Annotated in this window: 13 protein-coding genes; 3 read left to right on the top strand and 10 right to left on the bottom strand. The window is 64.0% G+C overall.

Going from position 1 to position 17,354, the window contains the following annotated elements; all coding sequences use genetic code 11:
* Positions 1–62: 62 nt before the first annotated feature.
* From AC4P1R_RS10530 to AC4P1R_RS10520, 3 genes are read left to right on the top strand one after another with little or no spacing between them, the layout of a single operon-like run.
* Complete coding sequence (locus AC4P1R_RS10530; protein WP_492176886.1) at positions 63–2,510, top strand: GcvT family protein; 2,448 nt, start codon at positions 63–65, stop codon at positions 2,508–2,510.
* Positions 2,507–4,954 (top strand): GcvT family protein, encoded by a 2,448-nt coding sequence (locus AC4P1R_RS10525; RefSeq protein WP_492176885.1) that lies wholly within the window; start codon positions 2,507–2,509, stop codon positions 4,952–4,954. The genes AC4P1R_RS10530 and AC4P1R_RS10525 overlap by 4 nt, the downstream gene beginning before the upstream one ends.
* Positions 4,955–5,014: 60 nt before the next feature.
* Positions 5,015–6,559 (top strand): trimethylamine methyltransferase family protein, encoded by a 1,545-nt coding sequence (locus AC4P1R_RS10520; protein WP_492176884.1) that lies wholly within the window; start codon positions 5,015–5,017, stop codon positions 6,557–6,559.
* A gap of 62 nt (positions 6,560–6,621) precedes the next feature.
* On the opposite strand, the gene AC4P1R_RS10515 is transcribed toward AC4P1R_RS10520, so the two are convergent.
* From AC4P1R_RS10515 to AC4P1R_RS10470, 10 genes are all read right to left on the bottom strand, one after another.
* A complete protein-coding gene (locus AC4P1R_RS10515) occupies positions 6,622–7,143 on the bottom strand; it encodes a hypothetical protein (protein WP_492176883.1) in 522 nt (173 codons plus the stop codon).
* 217 nt (positions 7,144–7,360) lie between these two features.
* On the bottom strand, positions 7,361–8,788 hold the full coding sequence (locus tag AC4P1R_RS10510; protein ID WP_492176882.1) for a gamma-aminobutyraldehyde dehydrogenase: 1,428 nt from the start codon (positions 8,786–8,788) through the stop codon (positions 7,361–7,363).
* 21 nt (positions 8,789–8,809) lie between these two features.
* A complete protein-coding gene (locus AC4P1R_RS10505) occupies positions 8,810–9,625 on the bottom strand; it encodes an ABC transporter permease (RefSeq protein WP_069461457.1) in 816 nt (271 codons plus the stop codon).
* Positions 9,615–10,565, bottom strand: a complete 951-nt coding sequence (locus AC4P1R_RS10500; RefSeq protein ID WP_069461458.1) for an ABC transporter permease — start codon at positions 10,563–10,565, stop codon at positions 9,615–9,617. Before AC4P1R_RS10500 ends, AC4P1R_RS10505 begins: the two co-directional genes overlap by 11 nt.
* A complete protein-coding gene (locus AC4P1R_RS10495) occupies positions 10,562–11,557 on the bottom strand; it encodes an ABC transporter ATP-binding protein (protein ID WP_069461459.1) in 996 nt (331 codons plus the stop codon). Before AC4P1R_RS10495 ends, AC4P1R_RS10500 begins: the two co-directional genes overlap by 4 nt.
* Positions 11,558–11,685: 128 nt before the next feature.
* The gene (locus AC4P1R_RS10490; protein WP_492176881.1) at positions 11,686–12,846 is read right to left on the bottom strand and encodes an ABC transporter substrate-binding protein; all 1,161 of its coding nucleotides are present in this window, start codon (positions 12,844–12,846) and stop codon (positions 11,686–11,688) included.
* 129 nt (positions 12,847–12,975) lie between these two features.
* Complete coding sequence (locus AC4P1R_RS10485) at positions 12,976–13,884, bottom strand: LysR family transcriptional regulator (protein ID WP_069461604.1); 909 nt, start codon at positions 13,882–13,884, stop codon at positions 12,976–12,978.
* Between the two features lie 83 nt (positions 13,885–13,967).
* A complete protein-coding gene (locus AC4P1R_RS10480) occupies positions 13,968–14,363 on the bottom strand; it encodes an ACT domain-containing protein (RefSeq protein WP_492176880.1) in 396 nt (131 codons plus the stop codon).
* Positions 14,360–15,283 (bottom strand): alpha/beta hydrolase, encoded by a 924-nt coding sequence (locus tag AC4P1R_RS10475; RefSeq protein WP_069461461.1) that lies wholly within the window; start codon positions 15,281–15,283, stop codon positions 14,360–14,362. Before AC4P1R_RS10475 ends, AC4P1R_RS10480 begins: the two co-directional genes overlap by 4 nt.
* Positions 15,284–15,319: 36 nt before the next feature.
* Positions 15,320–17,314 carry a CocE/NonD family hydrolase gene (locus tag AC4P1R_RS10470; RefSeq protein ID WP_069461462.1) on the bottom strand — a complete coding sequence of 665 codons (1,995 nt, stop codon included), beginning with the start codon at positions 17,312–17,314 and terminating at the stop codon, positions 15,320–15,322.
* Between the last annotated feature and the right edge of the window lie 40 nt (positions 17,315–17,354).

The raw sequence follows: 17,354 nt of genomic DNA, 5'->3' as shown, positions 1-17,354 counted from the left end.
CGATCGCTTCCTTGATGGCGCGTCGCTCCTCGTCAAATATCGCGGCAAAAGAGGGAGAGTGCATGTCGAGTTTGCCGTCTCACGCACGCGTCGTGATCATTGGCGGGGGAGCCGTCGGGGCCTCCTCGCTCTACCACCTTGCCAGGGCCGGATGGAGCGATTGCGTGCTCCTGGAGAAGAACGAGCTCACCGCCGGCTCGACGTGGCACGCGGCCGGCAATGTGCCGACCTTTTCCTCCTCCTGGTCGATCATGAACATGCAGCGCTATTCCGCTTCGCTCTATCGCGAACTCGGGGCACGCGTCGACTACCCGATGAACTACCACGTCACGGGTTCGATCCGCCTCGGCCATTCGAAGGCGCGGCTGCAGGAGTTCAAGCGCGTCGTCGGCATGGGACGCTATCAGGGCATGGACCTCGATATCCTGACGCCGGACGAGATGTGCGGCCGCTATCCGTTCCTCGAAACGCATGATCTGACCGGCGCGCTCTACGATCCCTATGACGGCGATATCGATCCGGCGCAATTGACCCAGGCGCTTGCCAAGGGGGCGCGTGATCTCGGTGCGAAGGTCGTCCGCTTCTGCCCGGTGACCGCTGCGCGGCGCGAAACGGACGAATGGGTGCTGACGACTCCGCAAGGCGAAATCCGCTGCGAATATGTCGTCAATGCCGCGGGCTATTACGCTCGTGAGGTCGGCAGGATGTTCGGTCGCGAGGTCCCGATGATGGTGATGAGCCATCAATATATTTTGTTCGACGAGATCCCCGAGCTTGCCGCCTGGTCGAAAGAAGCGGGCCACAAGCTGCCGCTGCTCAGGGACGTCGACTCCTCCTACTATCTCCGGCAGGAGAAATACGGCATGAATCTCGGCCCCTACGAGCGGAATTGCCGGGCGCATTGGTCGACGCCCGAAGACCCGATGCCGGAGGATTTCTCCTTCCAGCTCTTTCCGGACGATCTCGACAGGCTGGAATGGTACTTGAACGACGCCGTCGAGCGGGTGCCGATCCTCGGCACGGCTGGTCTTTCGCGCATCATCAACGGACCGATCCCCTATGCCCCGGACGGCAATCCTCTGATCGGGCCGATGCCGGGCGTTCCGAATGCTTTCGAGGCCTGCGTCTTCACCTTCGGCATCTGCCAGGCGGGCGGGGCCGGCAAGGTGCTCGCCGAATGGGTGATGGAAGGCCAGACGGAATGGGACATGTGGTCCTGCGATCCGCGGCGCTATACCGATTACACCGACCGGGACTATTGCATCGCCAAGGGGATGGAAATCTACGGCCACGAATATGCGATGCATTTCCCGAAACATTACTGGCCGGCCGGGCGCAACAGGAAGCTCTCGCCGATCCATGACCGCATCGCCTCGCTCGGGGCGCAGTTCAAGCCCTATAACGGCTGGGAACGCGCCATGTGGTACGCCAAGCCCGGCGACGACACATCCGAGGCGGCGACGCAGACCTGGGGACGCGAGGGACCATGGGCGAAGCGGATCGAGGAGGAGTGCCTGGCGGTGCGCGATGCCGCCGGCATTCTCGACCTGCCGGGCTTCTCGCGCTTCCGGCTGAAGGGCGAGGGCGCGCGCCAATGGCTCTCCGGCCTCATCACCGGCCGAATGCCGAAGCCGGGGCGCATCGGCCTTGCCTACTTCGCGGATGACATGGGCCGCATTGTCACGGAAATGTCGGTGATGGCGATCGAGGAAGATTTCTTCTTCCTGATCACCGCGGCGACGGCGCAGTGGCACGATTTCGAATGGCTGCGGAAGCACCGCCCCGCCGATGCCGCCTTCACACTGGAGGACGTGACGGCGAAATTCGCCTGCCAGATCCTGACCGGGCCGAAGTCGCGCACAATTCTTGCGGCGGTCACCGGCGCCGATCTCTCGTTGCCGTGGCTGACGCATCAGACGGCCGCGATCGCCGGACGCTATTGCCAGCTCGTGCGGGTATCCTTCGCCGGCGAGCTCGGCTGGGAAATCCACACAAAGGTCGAGGATACGGCGGCGATCTTCGATGCGGTCTGGGATGCCGGGCAGTGGCATGGGCTCAAGCCCTTCGGCATGGAGGCGCTCGACAGCCTGCGCATCGAAAAGGGCTACCGCGCCTGGAAGGGGGACCTCTCGACCGATTACACGATCCTTCAGGGCGGGCTCGAGCGCTTCGTCGACTGGTCGAAGCCGAGCTTCAAGGGCAGGGCGGCGCTGGAGAGGGAAAAGCAGCGCGGCGTGACCAAGCGCTTCGTCACGCTGACGGTCGAGGCCGGGGAGTGCGACGCGCCCTACATGTCGACGCTCTGGTCCGGCGGCGAGGTCGTCGGCGAGACGACTTCGGGCAACTGGGGTTACCGCGTCGGCAAGTCGATCGCGCTCGGAATGCTGCGCGCCGATCTCGCCGTTCCCGGCCAGGAGGTCGAGGTCGAGATTTTCGGCGAGCGCTTCAATGCCACCGTTGAGCCGGACCAGCCGCTCTGGGATCCCTCGAATGAAAGACTGAAGGCATGACGAAAGCGATCCCTGTAAAAGCACGCGCGGTGATCATCGGCGGTGGCATTTCCGGCTGCTCGGTCGCCTATCATTTGTCGAAACTCGGCTGGACGGATGTCGTGCTCCTGGAGCGCAAGCAGCTCACCTGCGGCACTACCTGGCATGCGGCCGGACTGATCGGCCAGCTTCGCGCCTCGCAGAACATGACGCGGCTCGCGAAATATTCGGCCGATCTCTATGTGAAGCTCGAGGCGGAAACCGGCATTGCCACCGGCATGCGCCAGAACGGCTCGATCACCGTGGCGCTGACGGAGGAGCGCAGGCAAGAGATCTACCGGCAGGCTTCGCTCGCCCGCGCCTTCGACGTGGATGTGCGCGAAATCAGTCCGGGGGAAGTCAAGGAACTCTATCCGCACCTCAATGTCGCCGACGTGAAGGCGGCGGTGCATCTGCCGCTCGACGGCCAATGCGACCCCGCCAATATCGCCATGGCGCTCGCCAAGGGCGCGCGGCAGAACGGCGCCACGATCGTCGAGGGGGTGAAGGTCACCTCGGTCCTGACCAAAGGAGGACGGGTTAGCGGCGTCACCTGCGAAGAGGATGGCGAGCGCATCACGATCGAGACGGAAAACGTCGTCAACTGCGCCGGCATGTGGGGGAGCGGACTGGCCCGCCAGTCCGGCGTCACTTTGCCGCTGCATGCCTGCGAGCACTTCTATATCGTCACCGAGGCGATCCCCGGCCTCGCCCGCCTGCCGGTGCTGCGCGTGCCGGACGAGTGTACCTATTACAAGGAAGATGCCGGCAAGATGCTGATCGGCGCCTTCGAGCCGAAGGCGAAGCCCTGGGGCATGGAGGGTATCCGCGAGGACTTCTGCTTCGATCAGCTGCCGGAGGATTTCGACCATTTCGCGCCGATTCTCGAAATGGCCGTCGCCCGCATGCCGATGCTGGAGACGGCCGGCATCCACACCTTCTTTAACGGCCCGGAGAGTTTCACGCCGGATGACCGTTACTATCTCGGCGAGGCGCCCGAGCTAAAGGGTTACTGGATTGCGGCCGGCTACAATTCCATCGGCATCGTTTCCTCCGGCGGCGCCGGCATGGCGCTGGCGCAATGGATGAACGACGGCGAACCGCCCTTCGATCTCTGGGAGGTGGACATCCGCCGCGCCCAGCCGTTCCAGAAGAACCGCGCCTATCTCAGGGAGCGCGTCTCCGAGACCCTCGGCCTGCTCTATGCTGATCACTTCCCCTATCGCCAGATGGCGACGGCCCGTGGCGTCCGCCGCTCGCCGCTGCACGAGCATCTGAAGGCGCGCGGCGCCGTCTTCGGCGAAGTGGCCGGTTGGGAACGCGCCAACTGGTTCGCGCGAGAGGGCCAAGAGCGCGCATACCGCTATTCCTGGAAGCGGCAGAACTGGTTCGACAACCAGCGGGAAGAACATCTGGCCGTCCGCAATGAAGTCGGCCTCTTCGACATGACCTCCTTCGGCAAGATCCGCGTGGAGGGGCGCGATGCGCTCGCCTTCCTCGAGCGTCTCTGCGCCAATCGGATCGATGTCGAGCCGGGCCGCATCGTCTACACCCAGATGCTGAACGCCCGCGGCGGCATCGAGAGCGATCTGACCGTCACGCGGCTTGCGGAGACCGCCTTCCTGCTCGTCGTGCCGGGCGCCACGCTGCAACGCGATCTCGCCTGGCTGCACAAGCATCGTGGCGACGCGTTCGTGGTGATCACCGACGTAAGCGCGGCCGAAAGCGTGCTCTGCGTCATGGGACCGAAATCGCGCGATCTGATGCGCAAGGTCAGCCCCAACGATTTTTCCAACGAGGCCCATCCCTTCGGCACGGCGCGTGAGATCGAGATCGGCATGGGGCTCGCCCGCGCTCATCGCGTGACCTATGTCGGCGAGCTCGGCTGGGAGCTCTATGTTTCGACAGACCAGGCGGCGCATGTCTTCGAGACGCTGGAGGAGGCCGGCCGGGGTGTCGGCCTGAAACTCTGCGGCCTCCATACGCTCGACAGCTGCCGCATCGAGAAGGCATTCCGCCACTTCGGCCATGACATCACCGATGAGGACCACGTGCTCGAGGCCGGGCTCGGTTTTGCCGTGAGGCTGGACAAGGGCGACTTCGTCGGCCGGGATGCGGTGGTTGCCAAGCGGACGGAAGGCCTGGCGCGCCGGCTGGTGCAGTTCCGGCTTGCCGATCCGGAGCCGCTGCTCTTCCACAATGAGGCGATCGTCCGCGATGGCGAAATCGTCGGCACGATCACGTCCGGCAACTACGGCCACCATCTCGGCGGCGCGATCGGGCTCGGCTACGTGCCGTGCAGGGGCGAGAGCGAGGCGCACGTGCTGGCGTCAAGCTATGAGATCGAAATTGCCGGAACCCGGGTCAAGGCCGAGGCATCGCTTAGACCTATGTACGATCCAAAGGCGGAGCGAGTGCAAGCGTAAGCTTGCCGCGAAAGCGGGAACCGGGTCACGCGAAACAAGAGCGCCATTGGGAGATGAATGATGGCTGAGGAATGCGCAGTTGCGGTTTCGAGACGGTCGGGGGGGAGGGCGGCGCGCGTCGCCTTGCGCTCGGCACCCTTGGCCGAGAACATCAGGCCGGTCCGCCCCGGTCTTTCCGGCGGCCAATACAAGCCGTTGACGGATGCGGGGGCGAAGCGCATCCATGAGGCGGCGCTCGAGGCGCTGGAAGAGATCGGCCTTGCCAACGCGCCGAAGTCCGGCATCGAGATCATGACCGGCGCCGGTGCGATCCTCGGCGACGACGGGCGTATCCGCTTTCCGCGGGCGTTGGTCGAGGACATGCTCGCCATTGCCGCGCGCGACATCACCCTTCACGCCCGCGATCCCAGGCAGGATCTCGAACTCAGCGGCACCCGCGTCTATTACGGCACCGCGGGTGCGGCGGTGCATGTGGTCGATGTCGAGAAGCGGGAATACCGCGAGTCGACCGCAAGAGACCTCCTGAACGCCGCCCAGCTCGTCCAACACCTCGACAATGTTCATTTCTTCCAGCGGGCGATGGTCTGCCGCGACATTCCCGACAATTTCCTGATGGACATCAACACGCTCTATGCCTGCTGCGCCGGCACGACCAAGCATGTCGGCACGAGCTTCTCCGACCCGACGCATGTCGAGGGCTGCTTCGATCTGATCCACATGATTGCCGGCGGCGAGAAGCGGTGGCGTGAACGGCCCTTCGTTTCGAATTCCAACTGTTTCGTGGTGCCGCCGATGAAGTTTGCAGAAGAGAGCTGCATCACCATGGAGAAGTGCATCCGCGGTGGCATGCCGATCCTTTTGCTTTCGGCCGGGCAGGCGGGTGCGACCGCCCCGGCGCCGCTCGCGACCGCGATCGTCCAGGCGGTTGCGGAATGCCTGGCGGGTGTCGTTTACGTCAACGCGCTCTCGCCCGGCCATCCGGCCGTCTTCGGTACCTGGCCCTTCGTTTCGGACCTGAGAACCGGGGCAATGTCCGGCGGTTCCGGCGAGCAGGCGCTTTTGACGGCGGGCTGCGCGCAGATGCACCAGTTCTACCGCCTGCCGGGCGGGGCTGCCGCAGGTATCGCCGATGCGAAGTTGCCGGACATGCAGGCCGGCTGGGAGCAGGCGATCTCCAACGTCATGGCCGGGCTTTCGGGGCTGAACATGGTCTATGAGGCCGTCGGCATGCACGCCTCGCTACTCGGCTTCTGCCTGGAATCGCTGGTGCTCGGCGACGACTTGCTCGGCCAGGTGCAACGCTGCATCCGCGGCATCGATGTGACGGAGGATTCCGTTTCGCTCGAGACCATGCGCTCCGTCTGTCTCGACGGCCCCGGCCATTATCTCGGCCATCCGCAGACGCTTGGGCTGATGCAGACGGAATATATCTACCCGGCGGTGGCGGACCGGACGAGCCCGAAGGAGTGGGCCGAGATCGGCCGGCCGGATCTCGTGCAGCGCGCGATTGCAAGAAAGAACCGCATCCTCGCAGATGCCGCCCCTTCGGTGATCGAACCGGAGATCGACCGGGCGATCCGGGAAAGGTACAGCATTTATTGCTGAGGGCAGGCCGTTTTCGCGGGTGCGAGCGAAGCCGCTTGCATATTTTCTTGAAATGGCTGCGATCACCGCCGTGTCGCACCTCTGACCTGACTCACCTCGTAGCTCCACTTCGGCGCTACGGGCGGCTCATCCGCACGGAACGGAAAGGTGAGAAAAGTTTCGAACGGACGGGTTTGGCCTGCGGGGACGCGAACGAGAATAAGGGCCGTGTCGTCGCCGATGCGCCGGCATGTGCCATCGGGGCAGTCTTCCAGGGTGACGGTTAACCGGAAATATTCCAGCGGGATATCGGAAGTGTTGTCGATGGAGCCGTGGACACGGTAGCTGCGCTCGGCTTGGTTGGACTCGAAGGTGAGGTCCCGGAGCACGATGTCGGAAGCGGAGAGACCGGCGCCGGTCCTCGTCGGTTGCGGGCGGGGCGTCTGCTCGGGCGTGCCCTCACTCAGCCAGATCAGGAAGGCGGCGGCAAGTCCCAATGCAACCGCAATCGACAGGACCGGTTCCACCCAATTGCGAAAACGGCCATAGCGGACCGCGAAATAAACGATGGCTACACCGGACAGCAATGCAATCAGCCACAGCATGAAGACTCTCCTGATGGAGTCTTACAGTGGCTGGCGCCAGGCTGGCAATCACCGCAACGGCCCCCGAGTGCCCTGCCTCGCCTTTCGGCGGGAGGCGGGCATCGTGTCGATGCCCGCCTGAGCGATGGCGCTGCCGGTTATGCAACAGCGGCGGCTGCAACGCCACCTTCCGCAGCTGCTGCGGAGGACGAGCAGGGGAGAGCGGCTGTTGGCCGAGTCAGCCGTGATTGATCATGATATGGCGCACGGCGGTGTAGTCCTCGAGCGCGTAGATCGACATGTCCTTGCCGTAGCCCGATTGCTTGACGCCGCCATGCGGCATCTCGTTGGTCAGCATGAAATGGGTGTTGATCCACGTGCAGCCATATTGCAGCCGGGAGGCGGCTCGCATCGCCTTGCCGATGTCCTTCGTCCAGACGGAGGAGGCGAGGCCGTAGTCGCTGTCGTTCGCCCAACCGATGACGTCATCCTTGGCGGTAAAGCGCGTCACCGAGACGACCGGGCCGAAGACTTCGCGGCGGACGATTTCGTCCTCCTGCGTCGCGCCGGCAATCACTGTCGGCTGGAAGAAGTAGCCGTCCTCGCTGCCGGCACGGCCGCCGGTGGTGATTTTAACGTGCTTCTGGTCGGCCGCCCGTTCGACGAAGCTCGCGACGCGGTCGCGCTGGCGTTTCGATATCAAGGGACCGATCTCGTTCTCGGTGTCGTCCTCAAGATTGTACCTGATGGTCGAGACGGCTGACGAGAGGTCGGCGACCAGTTTCTCGTAGATGCCGTCCTCGGCATAGATGCGGCAGGCGGCGGTGCAGTCTTGGCCGGCATTGTAGTAGCCGAAGGTGCGGATGCCGGCGACGACCGCTTCGAGATCGGCGTCCTCGTAGACGACAACCGGCGCCTTGCCGCCGAGTTCGAGATGGGTGCGCTTCACCGTCTTGGCGGCGGCGGCAAGCACCTTCTTGCCGGTGGCGATGTCGCCGGTGATCGACACCATCGTGATCTTCGGATGATTGATCAGCGTGTTGCCGACCGTTTCGCCGCGGCCGGCGATGACGTTTACGACGCCCTCGGGAAGGATGTCGGCCAGAAGCCGCGCCAGCTTCAATGCCGTCAAGGGCGTCTGCTCGGAAGGCTTGAAGACGACGGTATTGCCGCCGGCGATCGCCGGCGCAAGCTTCCAGGCCATCATCATCAGCGGATAGTTCCACGGCGCGATCGAGCCAACAATGCCGATCGGGTCGCGACGGATCATCGAAGTATGGCCAGGCAAATACTCGCCCGCCGCCGGAGCATGCAAGTTGCGCACCGCGCCGGCGAAGAAGCGCCAGCAATCGATGATGGCCGGCATTTCGTCGTTCTTGACCGCACTGATCGGCTTGCCGCAGTTCAACGCTTCCAGCGTTGCGAAATCGTCGGCGTGCCTCTCGATCGCATCGGCGATTTTCAGGAGATGGGCGGAACGCTCGGCGGGCGTCGTCTGCGACCAGCTCGAAAAGGCGCGGTCGGCCGCGTCGACGGCCGCGTCGATTTGCGCGTGAGAGGCTTCGGCGAGGTCGAGGATCCTGGCACCCGTTCTCGGGTTCAGGATATGCTCCTCGGCTTCCGTCCCGGCTTCGAAGCGCGATCCGATCAGGAGTTGGGTGTCCATGTCTGTTCTCCCTTCAGGTTATCATTTGCCGGCGCCGGCAACCTTGTCGCCGTCGCGGGTGAGGTAGTAGGCGCCGAGGATCGGCAAAAAGGTGACGATCACGACGATCATGGCAACGACATTCGTGACCGGGCGCTGGCGCGGTCGGATCAGCTCCTCAAGCATCCAGATCGGCAGGGTTGACTGCTGACCGGCCGTGAAGGTGGTGACGATCACCTCATCGAAGGACAGCGCGAAAGCGAGCATGCCGCCGGCAAGCAGCGCCGTGCCGATGTTCGGCAGGATGACATAGCGGAAGGTCTGGAAGCCGTCGGCGCCGAGATCCATCGAGGCCTCGATCAAAGAGCCGGAGATGCGCCGGAAGCGGGCAACCGCATTGTTGTAGACGACAACGATGCAGAAAGTGGCGTGGCCGAGCACGATGGTCCAGAAGGAAAACGGGATCTCGGCGATCGAGAATGCCGATCTGAGCGCGATGCCGGTGATGATGCCGGGAAGCGCGATCGGCAGGATGACGAGGAGCGAGATCGCCTCGCGGCCGAAAAAGCGCGTCTGGCTGACGGCCGCCGCGCAGAGCGTGCCGAGCACGAGTGCGGTGGCGGTCGCGATCGATGCCACCTTGAGAGAGAGCGTCAGCGCCGCCCAGACATCCGGCCGGCTCCAGGCGACCGCGAACCAATGCGCCGTCAGCCCCGGCGGCGGGAACTGATAGCTCTTCTCCTCGGTCGTGAAGGCGTAAAGAAAGATGAGTAGGATCGGCAGATGCATGAAGGCGAGGCCGGCGGCGGCGGCGATCTTCAGGCCGAGGGGGGCGTGGTTAGATTTCTCAGAGCGCATCGAAGGCCCCCATGCGTTTGGCCATCCAGAGATAGGCTCCCATGATGACGATCGGCACGACCGTGAAGGCGGCGGCGAGCGGGACGTTGCCGGCGGTGCCTTGCTGGGCATAGACGGCCTGGCCAATGAAGAGCCGCGACGAGCCGATGATCTGTGGGATGATGTAGTCGCCGAGGGTCAACGAGAAGGTGAAGATCGAGCCGGCGACGATGCCGGGCAGCGCCAACGGAAAGATGACGTGGCGGAAAGTCTGCGCCGGCGTGCCGCCGAGATCGGACGAGGCCTCGATCAGATTGGCCGGCACCCGTTCCAGCGCCGCCTGGATCGGCAGGATCATGAAGGGCATCCAGACATACACGAAGACGATGAACGTACCGCTGTAGCTGATCGAAAGCGAACTGCCGCCGACGATGGGAAGCGATAGCCAGGCGTCGAGCAGCCAGAGAAGGTTCAGCTTGGCGAGAAACCAGGTGAGAATGCCTTCCTTGGCGAGGATCAGCTTCCAGGCATAGACCTTGACGAGATAGCTGGACCAGAGCGGCAGCATGACGGCGAGGTAGAACAGCGCCTTGCCTTTGCCGCGGGCGTAGCGGGCGGCGTAATAGGCGATCGGGAAGGCGACGACGGCGGAGGCGAGCGTCACCAGGGCCGCCATCACCACCGTCCTGATGATGATGTCGAGATTGGCCTCGCTCAGGAGCTGGCGATAGGTCGCAAGCGTGAATTCGTAGTTGATCAGACCTGAAAAGTCGTCGATCGAAAAGAAGCTTTGCAGGAGAAGCGCGAAGAGCGAACCGAGATAGACGATGCCGAGCCAGAGCAGCGGCGGTCCGAGGAGAATCGCCAGGAGCACATGCGGGTGCCTCCAGAAGAAGTCGGAAAGGCGGCCGGCGGTACCGCGGCGCTCGGGAAGGGGGAAGCTTTCGGCAACGGTCGTCATGCGTCCTCCATTGGATGCAGGTCGCTGGCGGCGAAGCTGAGCGTGACGGGGCTGCCGATGGCGGGAACGACGTTCGCGGCGGGACTGGCGACGGCGATGCGCGCGCCGTCGACATTGACGACGATGCGGTTGGTCGCGCCGAGGAAGCTGCGCGACGCCACCGTGCCGGAAAGGCTGAGCGCGCCGTTCGAGGCAGGCGCAATCGCCACTGCCTCCGGCCTCAGGCTGGCGAAGGACGCCTTCAGCCCAAGCCTGCGGCAGAGATCGACCGGCAGCACGTTGGCCGAGCCGACGAAATCGGCGACGAAGCGGGTCTTCGGGCGCTTATATACCTCCTCCGGCGTGCCCAGTTGCTGAATGCGCCCCTCGTTGAAAACGGCGAGACGGTCGGCCATGGACAGCGCCTCGCCCTGATCATGGGTGACGAAGACGAAGGTGATGCCGAGCGATTGCTGCAGGCTTTTCAATTCCTCCTGCATCTGCTCGCGCAGCTTCAGATCGAGCGCGCCGAGCGGCTCGTCGAGAAGCAGCACTTTCGGCTTGTTGACGAGCGCGCGGGCAAGCGCCACGCGTTGCCGCTGTCCGCCGGAAAGCTGCCCCGGCCGGCGTTCGCCGTAGCCCGGCAGCTTGACCATGGCGAGCGCATCCTCGGCGGCCTTGCGCCGTTCCTCGCGGCCGATCCCCTTGACCATGAGGCCATAGGCGACATTGTCGAGGATGGAGAGATGCGGGAAGAGGGCGTAGTCCTGGAAGACGGTGTTGACGCTGCGCCGGTAGGGGGGCACGCCCTCGGCGGTTTCGCCGAAAATCTCGATATGGCCGCTGGTCGGCTGCTCGAAGCCGGCCATCAGCCGGAGGCAAGTGGTTTTGCCGGAGCCCGACGGACCGAGCATGGCAAAGAACTCGCCCTCGGCGATCGAGAGCTTCACGCGATCGACGGCGCGCACCGCGCCGAAGTGGCGGGAAACATTGTCGAAAAGGACGGCGGTCATAGAAATTCTCCAGGATTCCGGCCCCTCATCCCGCTGCCGCGACCTTCTCCCCGCTTGCGGGGAGAGGGCCAGTCCTCGGGTTAAACCCGAGGAGAGGGGCAAATGCTTGCAATCCGATTGCCGGAGGATTACCGCCCGCCGATCACGCCGATATAGTCCGATACCCAGCGGTGATAGGGCACGCATTCGCCCTGGCTTTCGCATTTGGACACCGGCGTCTTCCAGAACTTGACCTTCTCGAAATCGTCGTAGCCATTGGTGGCGCAGCCTTCGTCGGTCAGAAGCTCGTTGCCCTTGCAGGCGGCGCCGACGGAGGGATTGGCGCCGAACCAGGCGGAAACGTCGCCCTGGACCTTCGGCGACAGCGTGTGTTCCATCCACATATAGGCGCAGTTCGGATGCTCGCTGTCGGCATGCAGCATGGTCGTGTCGGCCCAACCCGTCACGCCTTCTTCCGGAATGACCGAGGCGATCGGCAGCTTCTCGGCCTGCATCAGGTTGACTTGGAATGGCCATGAGCCGGAAGCGACGACGCCTTCGTTTTTGAAGTCGTCAATCTGGATCATGGCGTCGTGCCAGTAGCGACCGACCAGTTTGCGCTGATTGCGGAGCAGGTCGAGGGCGGCCTTGTACTGGTCCTCGTCGAGCTCGTAAGGATCCTTGATGCCCAGCTCGGGCTTGTGCGTCATCAGGTAGTTGGCCGCATCGGCGACATGGATGGGGCCGTCATAGGCCTGGATGCGCCCCTTGTTGGATTTGCCGTCGGGCAGCGTCATTTCTTCGAAGACGACGTTCCAGCTCTTCGGCGGTTCACTCTTGAACGCGTCCGTGTTGTACATCAGCACGTTCGGTCCCCAGACATAGGGAGTGCCGTAATGGATGCCGTCGGCCGTATGCCAGGGCGCGTTCTGCATGCGCTCGTCGATCGTTTTCCAGCTAGGGATCAGATCGGTGTTGATCGGCTGGACGCGCTTTCCCGCAACGAGGCGTAGCGAGGCGTCACCCGAGGCGGTGACGAGATCGAAGCCGCCTTCATTCATCAGCGCCACCATCTCGTCGGAGGTGGCGGCGGTCTTCACGCTGACCTTGCAGCCGGTCTTGTTCTCGAATTCGGTGACCCAGTCGTAGTTCTTGTCCGTCTCGCCGCGCTCGATATAGCCGGGCCAGGCGACGATCGACAGTGCGCCTTCACCCGCTCCGAGTTCCTTCAGCGGCTCCTGCGCCAGGGCAGGGGCGGCGAGGCCGAGCGACAGGGTCAGCGCCGTGCAGGATTTCAACATCTGCTTCATCGGAAGTCTCCCCAGTTGAGCCGCTCATTCAGCGGCTTTATTCCCGAGGTGAAGCGTGCCTCTATTCCGACGTATTCGCAAATTCATTAATCAGAATGCCGTTATCGGAAATTCCGATATCACTACGGATCAGCGGGGTCGTGCGCTGCGCATCGCCTCGGCGATGCCGACGAAGTCGCGTGCCGAGTGCGGCAGGCTCGACCCCTTGCGCCAGACCATGCCGACCTGCACCACCGGTAGGGCGCCGGAGACATCGCGACTCTCGATCCGGTCGCCTTCGAGCGACCAGGGCCGATAAATGAGATCCGGCAACAGGGCGATGCCTGCGCCGGTTGCCACGAGGCTCCTGACGGCTTCGACGGAACGGGTGCGGAAGGCCACATGCGGCCGCGCGCCGAGCGCCGTCAGAAGCTTGCCGGTGTTCTCCTCGATCTCGTCCACCGTCAGCATGATCAGCGGTTCCCTGGCGATATCCCCGACCGAGATGATGTCGGCGCTGACGAGCGGATGCCCAATCGGCAGCCACAGGCGGTAAGGCGACGTTTCGAGGATCTCCGCCTGCAGCGCCATGCGATCGCGCAGGTTTGAGATCACCATGACCGCCACGTCGAGTTCGCCACCGATCAGTAGATGTTCGAGATAGGAGCCATTGTCTTCGAGGGCGCTCACCTCGACACCCGGGCAGGCGCGGCGATAGCGGGCGAGCAGGTCGGAGAGCACGTAACCGGCAACCAGCGAGGTGACGCCGAGATTGAGCTTGCCGCCTCGTTCCTCGCGGCTGTCGGAGAAGCTGCGCCGCGCATCGGAAACATCGGCAAGTATCTTGGTCGCGTGGCGCAGGAATTGGTGGCCGTTATGGGTAACGGAGAGCCCGCGCGGATGGCGGTCGAAGAGCTCGACGCCAAGGTCTCCCTCAAGTTCCTTGATCGCCTCTGTTATCGAGGACTGGGAGATCGACAGGTTCTGTGCCGCGCGGGTGACGGAGCCCTGTTCGGCGACGGCGACGAAATATTGCAATTGTCGGAGCGTGAATGCCATGAAGCGATTAAGACCAGCCGGAGCAGGGAACGCAAGTCCATGTGTTGGGCTGTTCCACCTGCTTTGAGCTAAGCGAAGCCGGGCTACAGCGCCCGCAATGCTTCCAGGGCCCGCGCTGCATCCGCAGCCGGCACGAAGATGTGGTCGTGGTAAAACGCGGCGACGATATTGGCGCTGATGCCTTGGCGCGCGAGCGCGGCCGAGACCGCCGCTGTGAGGCCGACCGCCTCAAGCGCAGAATGAACGCCGAGCGTGATCAGGCGCAACACGGGACCATAGGGCAGCCCGGCGGCTTCGGCGCGCGAGCGCTCAAGGATCAGCGTCACGCCCTCGGCCTCGCGGAAAGTGCCAATCGGTTCGAGCGGGATCCAGCGCTCGACGTCGCCTTGGACGCTGCAATAGACATATTCGTTCTCGCGCAGGATCGGATTCATCTGCGCAAGCAGTCGTGCGAGGTCGGTCTCTCCGGCTGCGCTCATGCCGTTCCGACCAGTCTCGCCACGCCATCGACGAGGCGGCGGAAGCCCTCCCGCGCTCCTGGGCTCACATGCCGCGCCCGGAGCCAGGCGTGGATCATCTGCGGCTCCTCCCGAAAGGTGATGTCGACGCCCGCGGCAGCAAGCTCAGCCGCGTAGGTGCGTGCGTCGTCGCGCAAGGGGTCGAACCTGGCGGCGGTTATATAGGTTGGCGGCAGCCCGGCGAAGTCCTTCGCCTTGAGCGGGTGCGCCAAGACATCGGCCGCCGGTGCCCTCAGGATCTCCCGGTAATAGGCGACATCCGCCGTCGAAAGCCCGGGCGCTTCACCCATTTCGACATAGGAGCCGCCGACGAGATCGCCACCGAGCGCGGGATAGATCAGCACCTGTCCGGCGATGCCGGCAAGCCCTTCCGACCTGGCCCTGAGCACGAGGCCGGCCGCGAGATTGCCGCCGGCACTGTCGCCGACGATCACCAGTGGCCTGCCCTCGGCGATCAGCGTCTCGAGCACGCTGTAGCAGTCCTCGTGGGCCGCGGGCCAGACATGCTCCGGTGCCAGCCGATAGTCGACCGAGACCAGTTCCGCCCGCGTTCTGTCCGCCAGCTCTGCGCAAATGGCGTCGTGGCTGTCGAGCGAACCGACGACAAAGCCACCGCCGTGGAGATAAATAATGCGCGCCTCGGTCGCGACCTCCGCCGGCCGGTAATAGCGGACCGGAATCCGCCCACCGATGCGGGCATCTCGCCGCGTCAGCCCGTCCGGTGTCGGCGCATCGAATTCGGCGCAGAGCGCGTCGTAGTATCGCCGCTGATCCCCCACGGAAGCATTCACGGCGTCAGCCGGATAGAAGGCTTCGCAACGCACATGGAAGGCGAGAATTTCCGGCTCGGCCGGCATCGGTTTCGAACGGTGCAGATCCATCCTCCATCCTCTGCAAGGCTTACGACATCCACGGCCTCACATCAGGTCCCGTCGAATGCGCTTCTCAAAGGTCTTTTCAAAGATCTTTGTCTCCTCCTCGAACGCTTCGACCTTGGCCGAGGTGATCCATTCGCTCCCGGTGCAGGAAAGTCGCGACTTCGAGATCGTCTTCAAGGATCTGCCATCGCGCCGGGCGGTACAGGTCCAGGTGGAGACGCCCGTCACAGAATGCGGATCGTCGGGGGCGATCGACCAGATTTCGCAGCGTATGTCCTGTGTCGCATTGCCGGTATCGGGGTGCTCGACGAGGCCTGTGTCCTCATAGATCGTGTAATGGGTCACGCCCCGCGTCATGTCGCGTTCGACCGTCCGTCGGGTCTGCGGCTGCGAGTGCGCGATATAATGCGGCAGCGGGTTGGGATTGGCTGGCTGCGGCACGACGATTTCGCGATGGTCCCCGAGGAGCGGCAGCGAAAGCGACAGGCTCTCCGTGTCGACCGTCAGGCCGGGATCGCTTGGGCTCGGCAGGATCATCGGCCAATAGGATGTCGACAGCGACAGGCGGATACGATGACCGGCGCGGAAGCGATAGCCGCAGGCGTCGAGCACGAGAGTGATGCGCGTCCTATGGTTCTTCTCCATCGGCACCGGCTTTGCATTGCCGTTGCGGTGGGCCAGGTTCAACACGCCGAAGGAGACGCGGGTCGCCGTGCCGTCCGGATGGACGTCGACGAGGCGTGCGATCAGGTTGGCGGTCGCGGCGGCGCAACTGACGTCGAGGCTGAGGACCGGTTGCCCGAGATAGTCCTCGGCCTCGAGCAAAGGATGCGTCTCGAAGGTGAGGGAGCCGGCATCGTCGATGCGCTGGTCGCCCGCCAGCTCCGCGTCCGGCTTGAGGGTGAAATACTCGCCGGCGGCCGTGCCGGTGTCGAGCGGCGAACGGAGGTAGACGTCGCCGATGCCTTCTCTCGAACGGCCGCTGGCGAGGCTGCCGTCGCGGGCAATGCCGAAGGAGCGCATCTCGGGTGCCGTCCAAACATCCTTGGCGATCCATCGGCCGGCATCCTCATCGCGGCGGAGCGCCGGTCTCGGCCCGTCGAGGATATAGGCGCGCATCTGCGGCAGCTGCTCGGCATCGTTCCGTTCGTTTCGCAGCCAGCGGTTCCACCAGCGGATCGCCTCGCTGAGGAAATCCGCCCGCGGCTTCGGCCAGGCGAAATGCGGATATTTGTGCACCCAGGGGCCGATCAGCGCCTTGGCCCTGTCGCCCAGACCCTCGATCGCCTTGATCGGCGTGTTGCGGTAGCCGTCGGCCCAGCCGGCGATGACGAGAGCCGGAACCGGGAAACCGTCGAAGTCTTCGCATATGGAGCCGTGGCGCCAGAAGTCGTCGCGGCGCTGGTGTTCGAGCCATTCCTCGAGGAAGAAGGGTTCGTTCTCCAGCCGCTCCAGCCACATTTCCTTCCAGCGTTCGCCGACGAGTTCCGGATCGGGGGAGCGCGATTGGTAAGCGAGCATGGTCGCAGCCCAGGAGAGCTGTGCGGAGAGATGGCAGCCGTTCTTGTAGTGGATGTCGTCATTGTAGCGGTCGACGGTCGAGGCGATGGAGATCACCGCCTTCAAGGCCGGCGGCTTGAGGGCGGCCACCTGCAGCGCGTTGAAGCCGCCCCAGGAAATGCCCATCATGCCGACCTTGCCGTTCGACCAGGGTTGCGCGGCGATCCATTCGATGATCTCTGATGCGTCGGACAGCTCGCGCGGCGTGTATTCGCCGTCGATCACGCCTTCGGATTCGCCCGATCCGCGGATGTCAACGCGAACGCCGGCGATGCCGGCTGCGGCGAAGCCGGGATAGGTGGATTCATCGCGCGCACTGGTGCCGTCGCGCTTGCGATAAGGCAGGAATTCGAGCACCGCCGGCACGGGGTTCTGCTCGGTTCCCTCCGGCATCCAGATGCGCGAGGCAAGCCGAGTCCCGTCTTTGAGCGCGATCCATTCGTTTTCGATGACGGTGAAGTTGCGGTCGGTCATGCAGTTCCTCGAGATGCACCTGAAGGCGCACTATCTTAAG

This window comes from Sinorhizobium sp. Y406, assembly GCF_058732025.1.
Note: the sequence above shows the minus strand (reverse complement) of the source record. Positions and strands in the feature narration are given on the sequence as shown.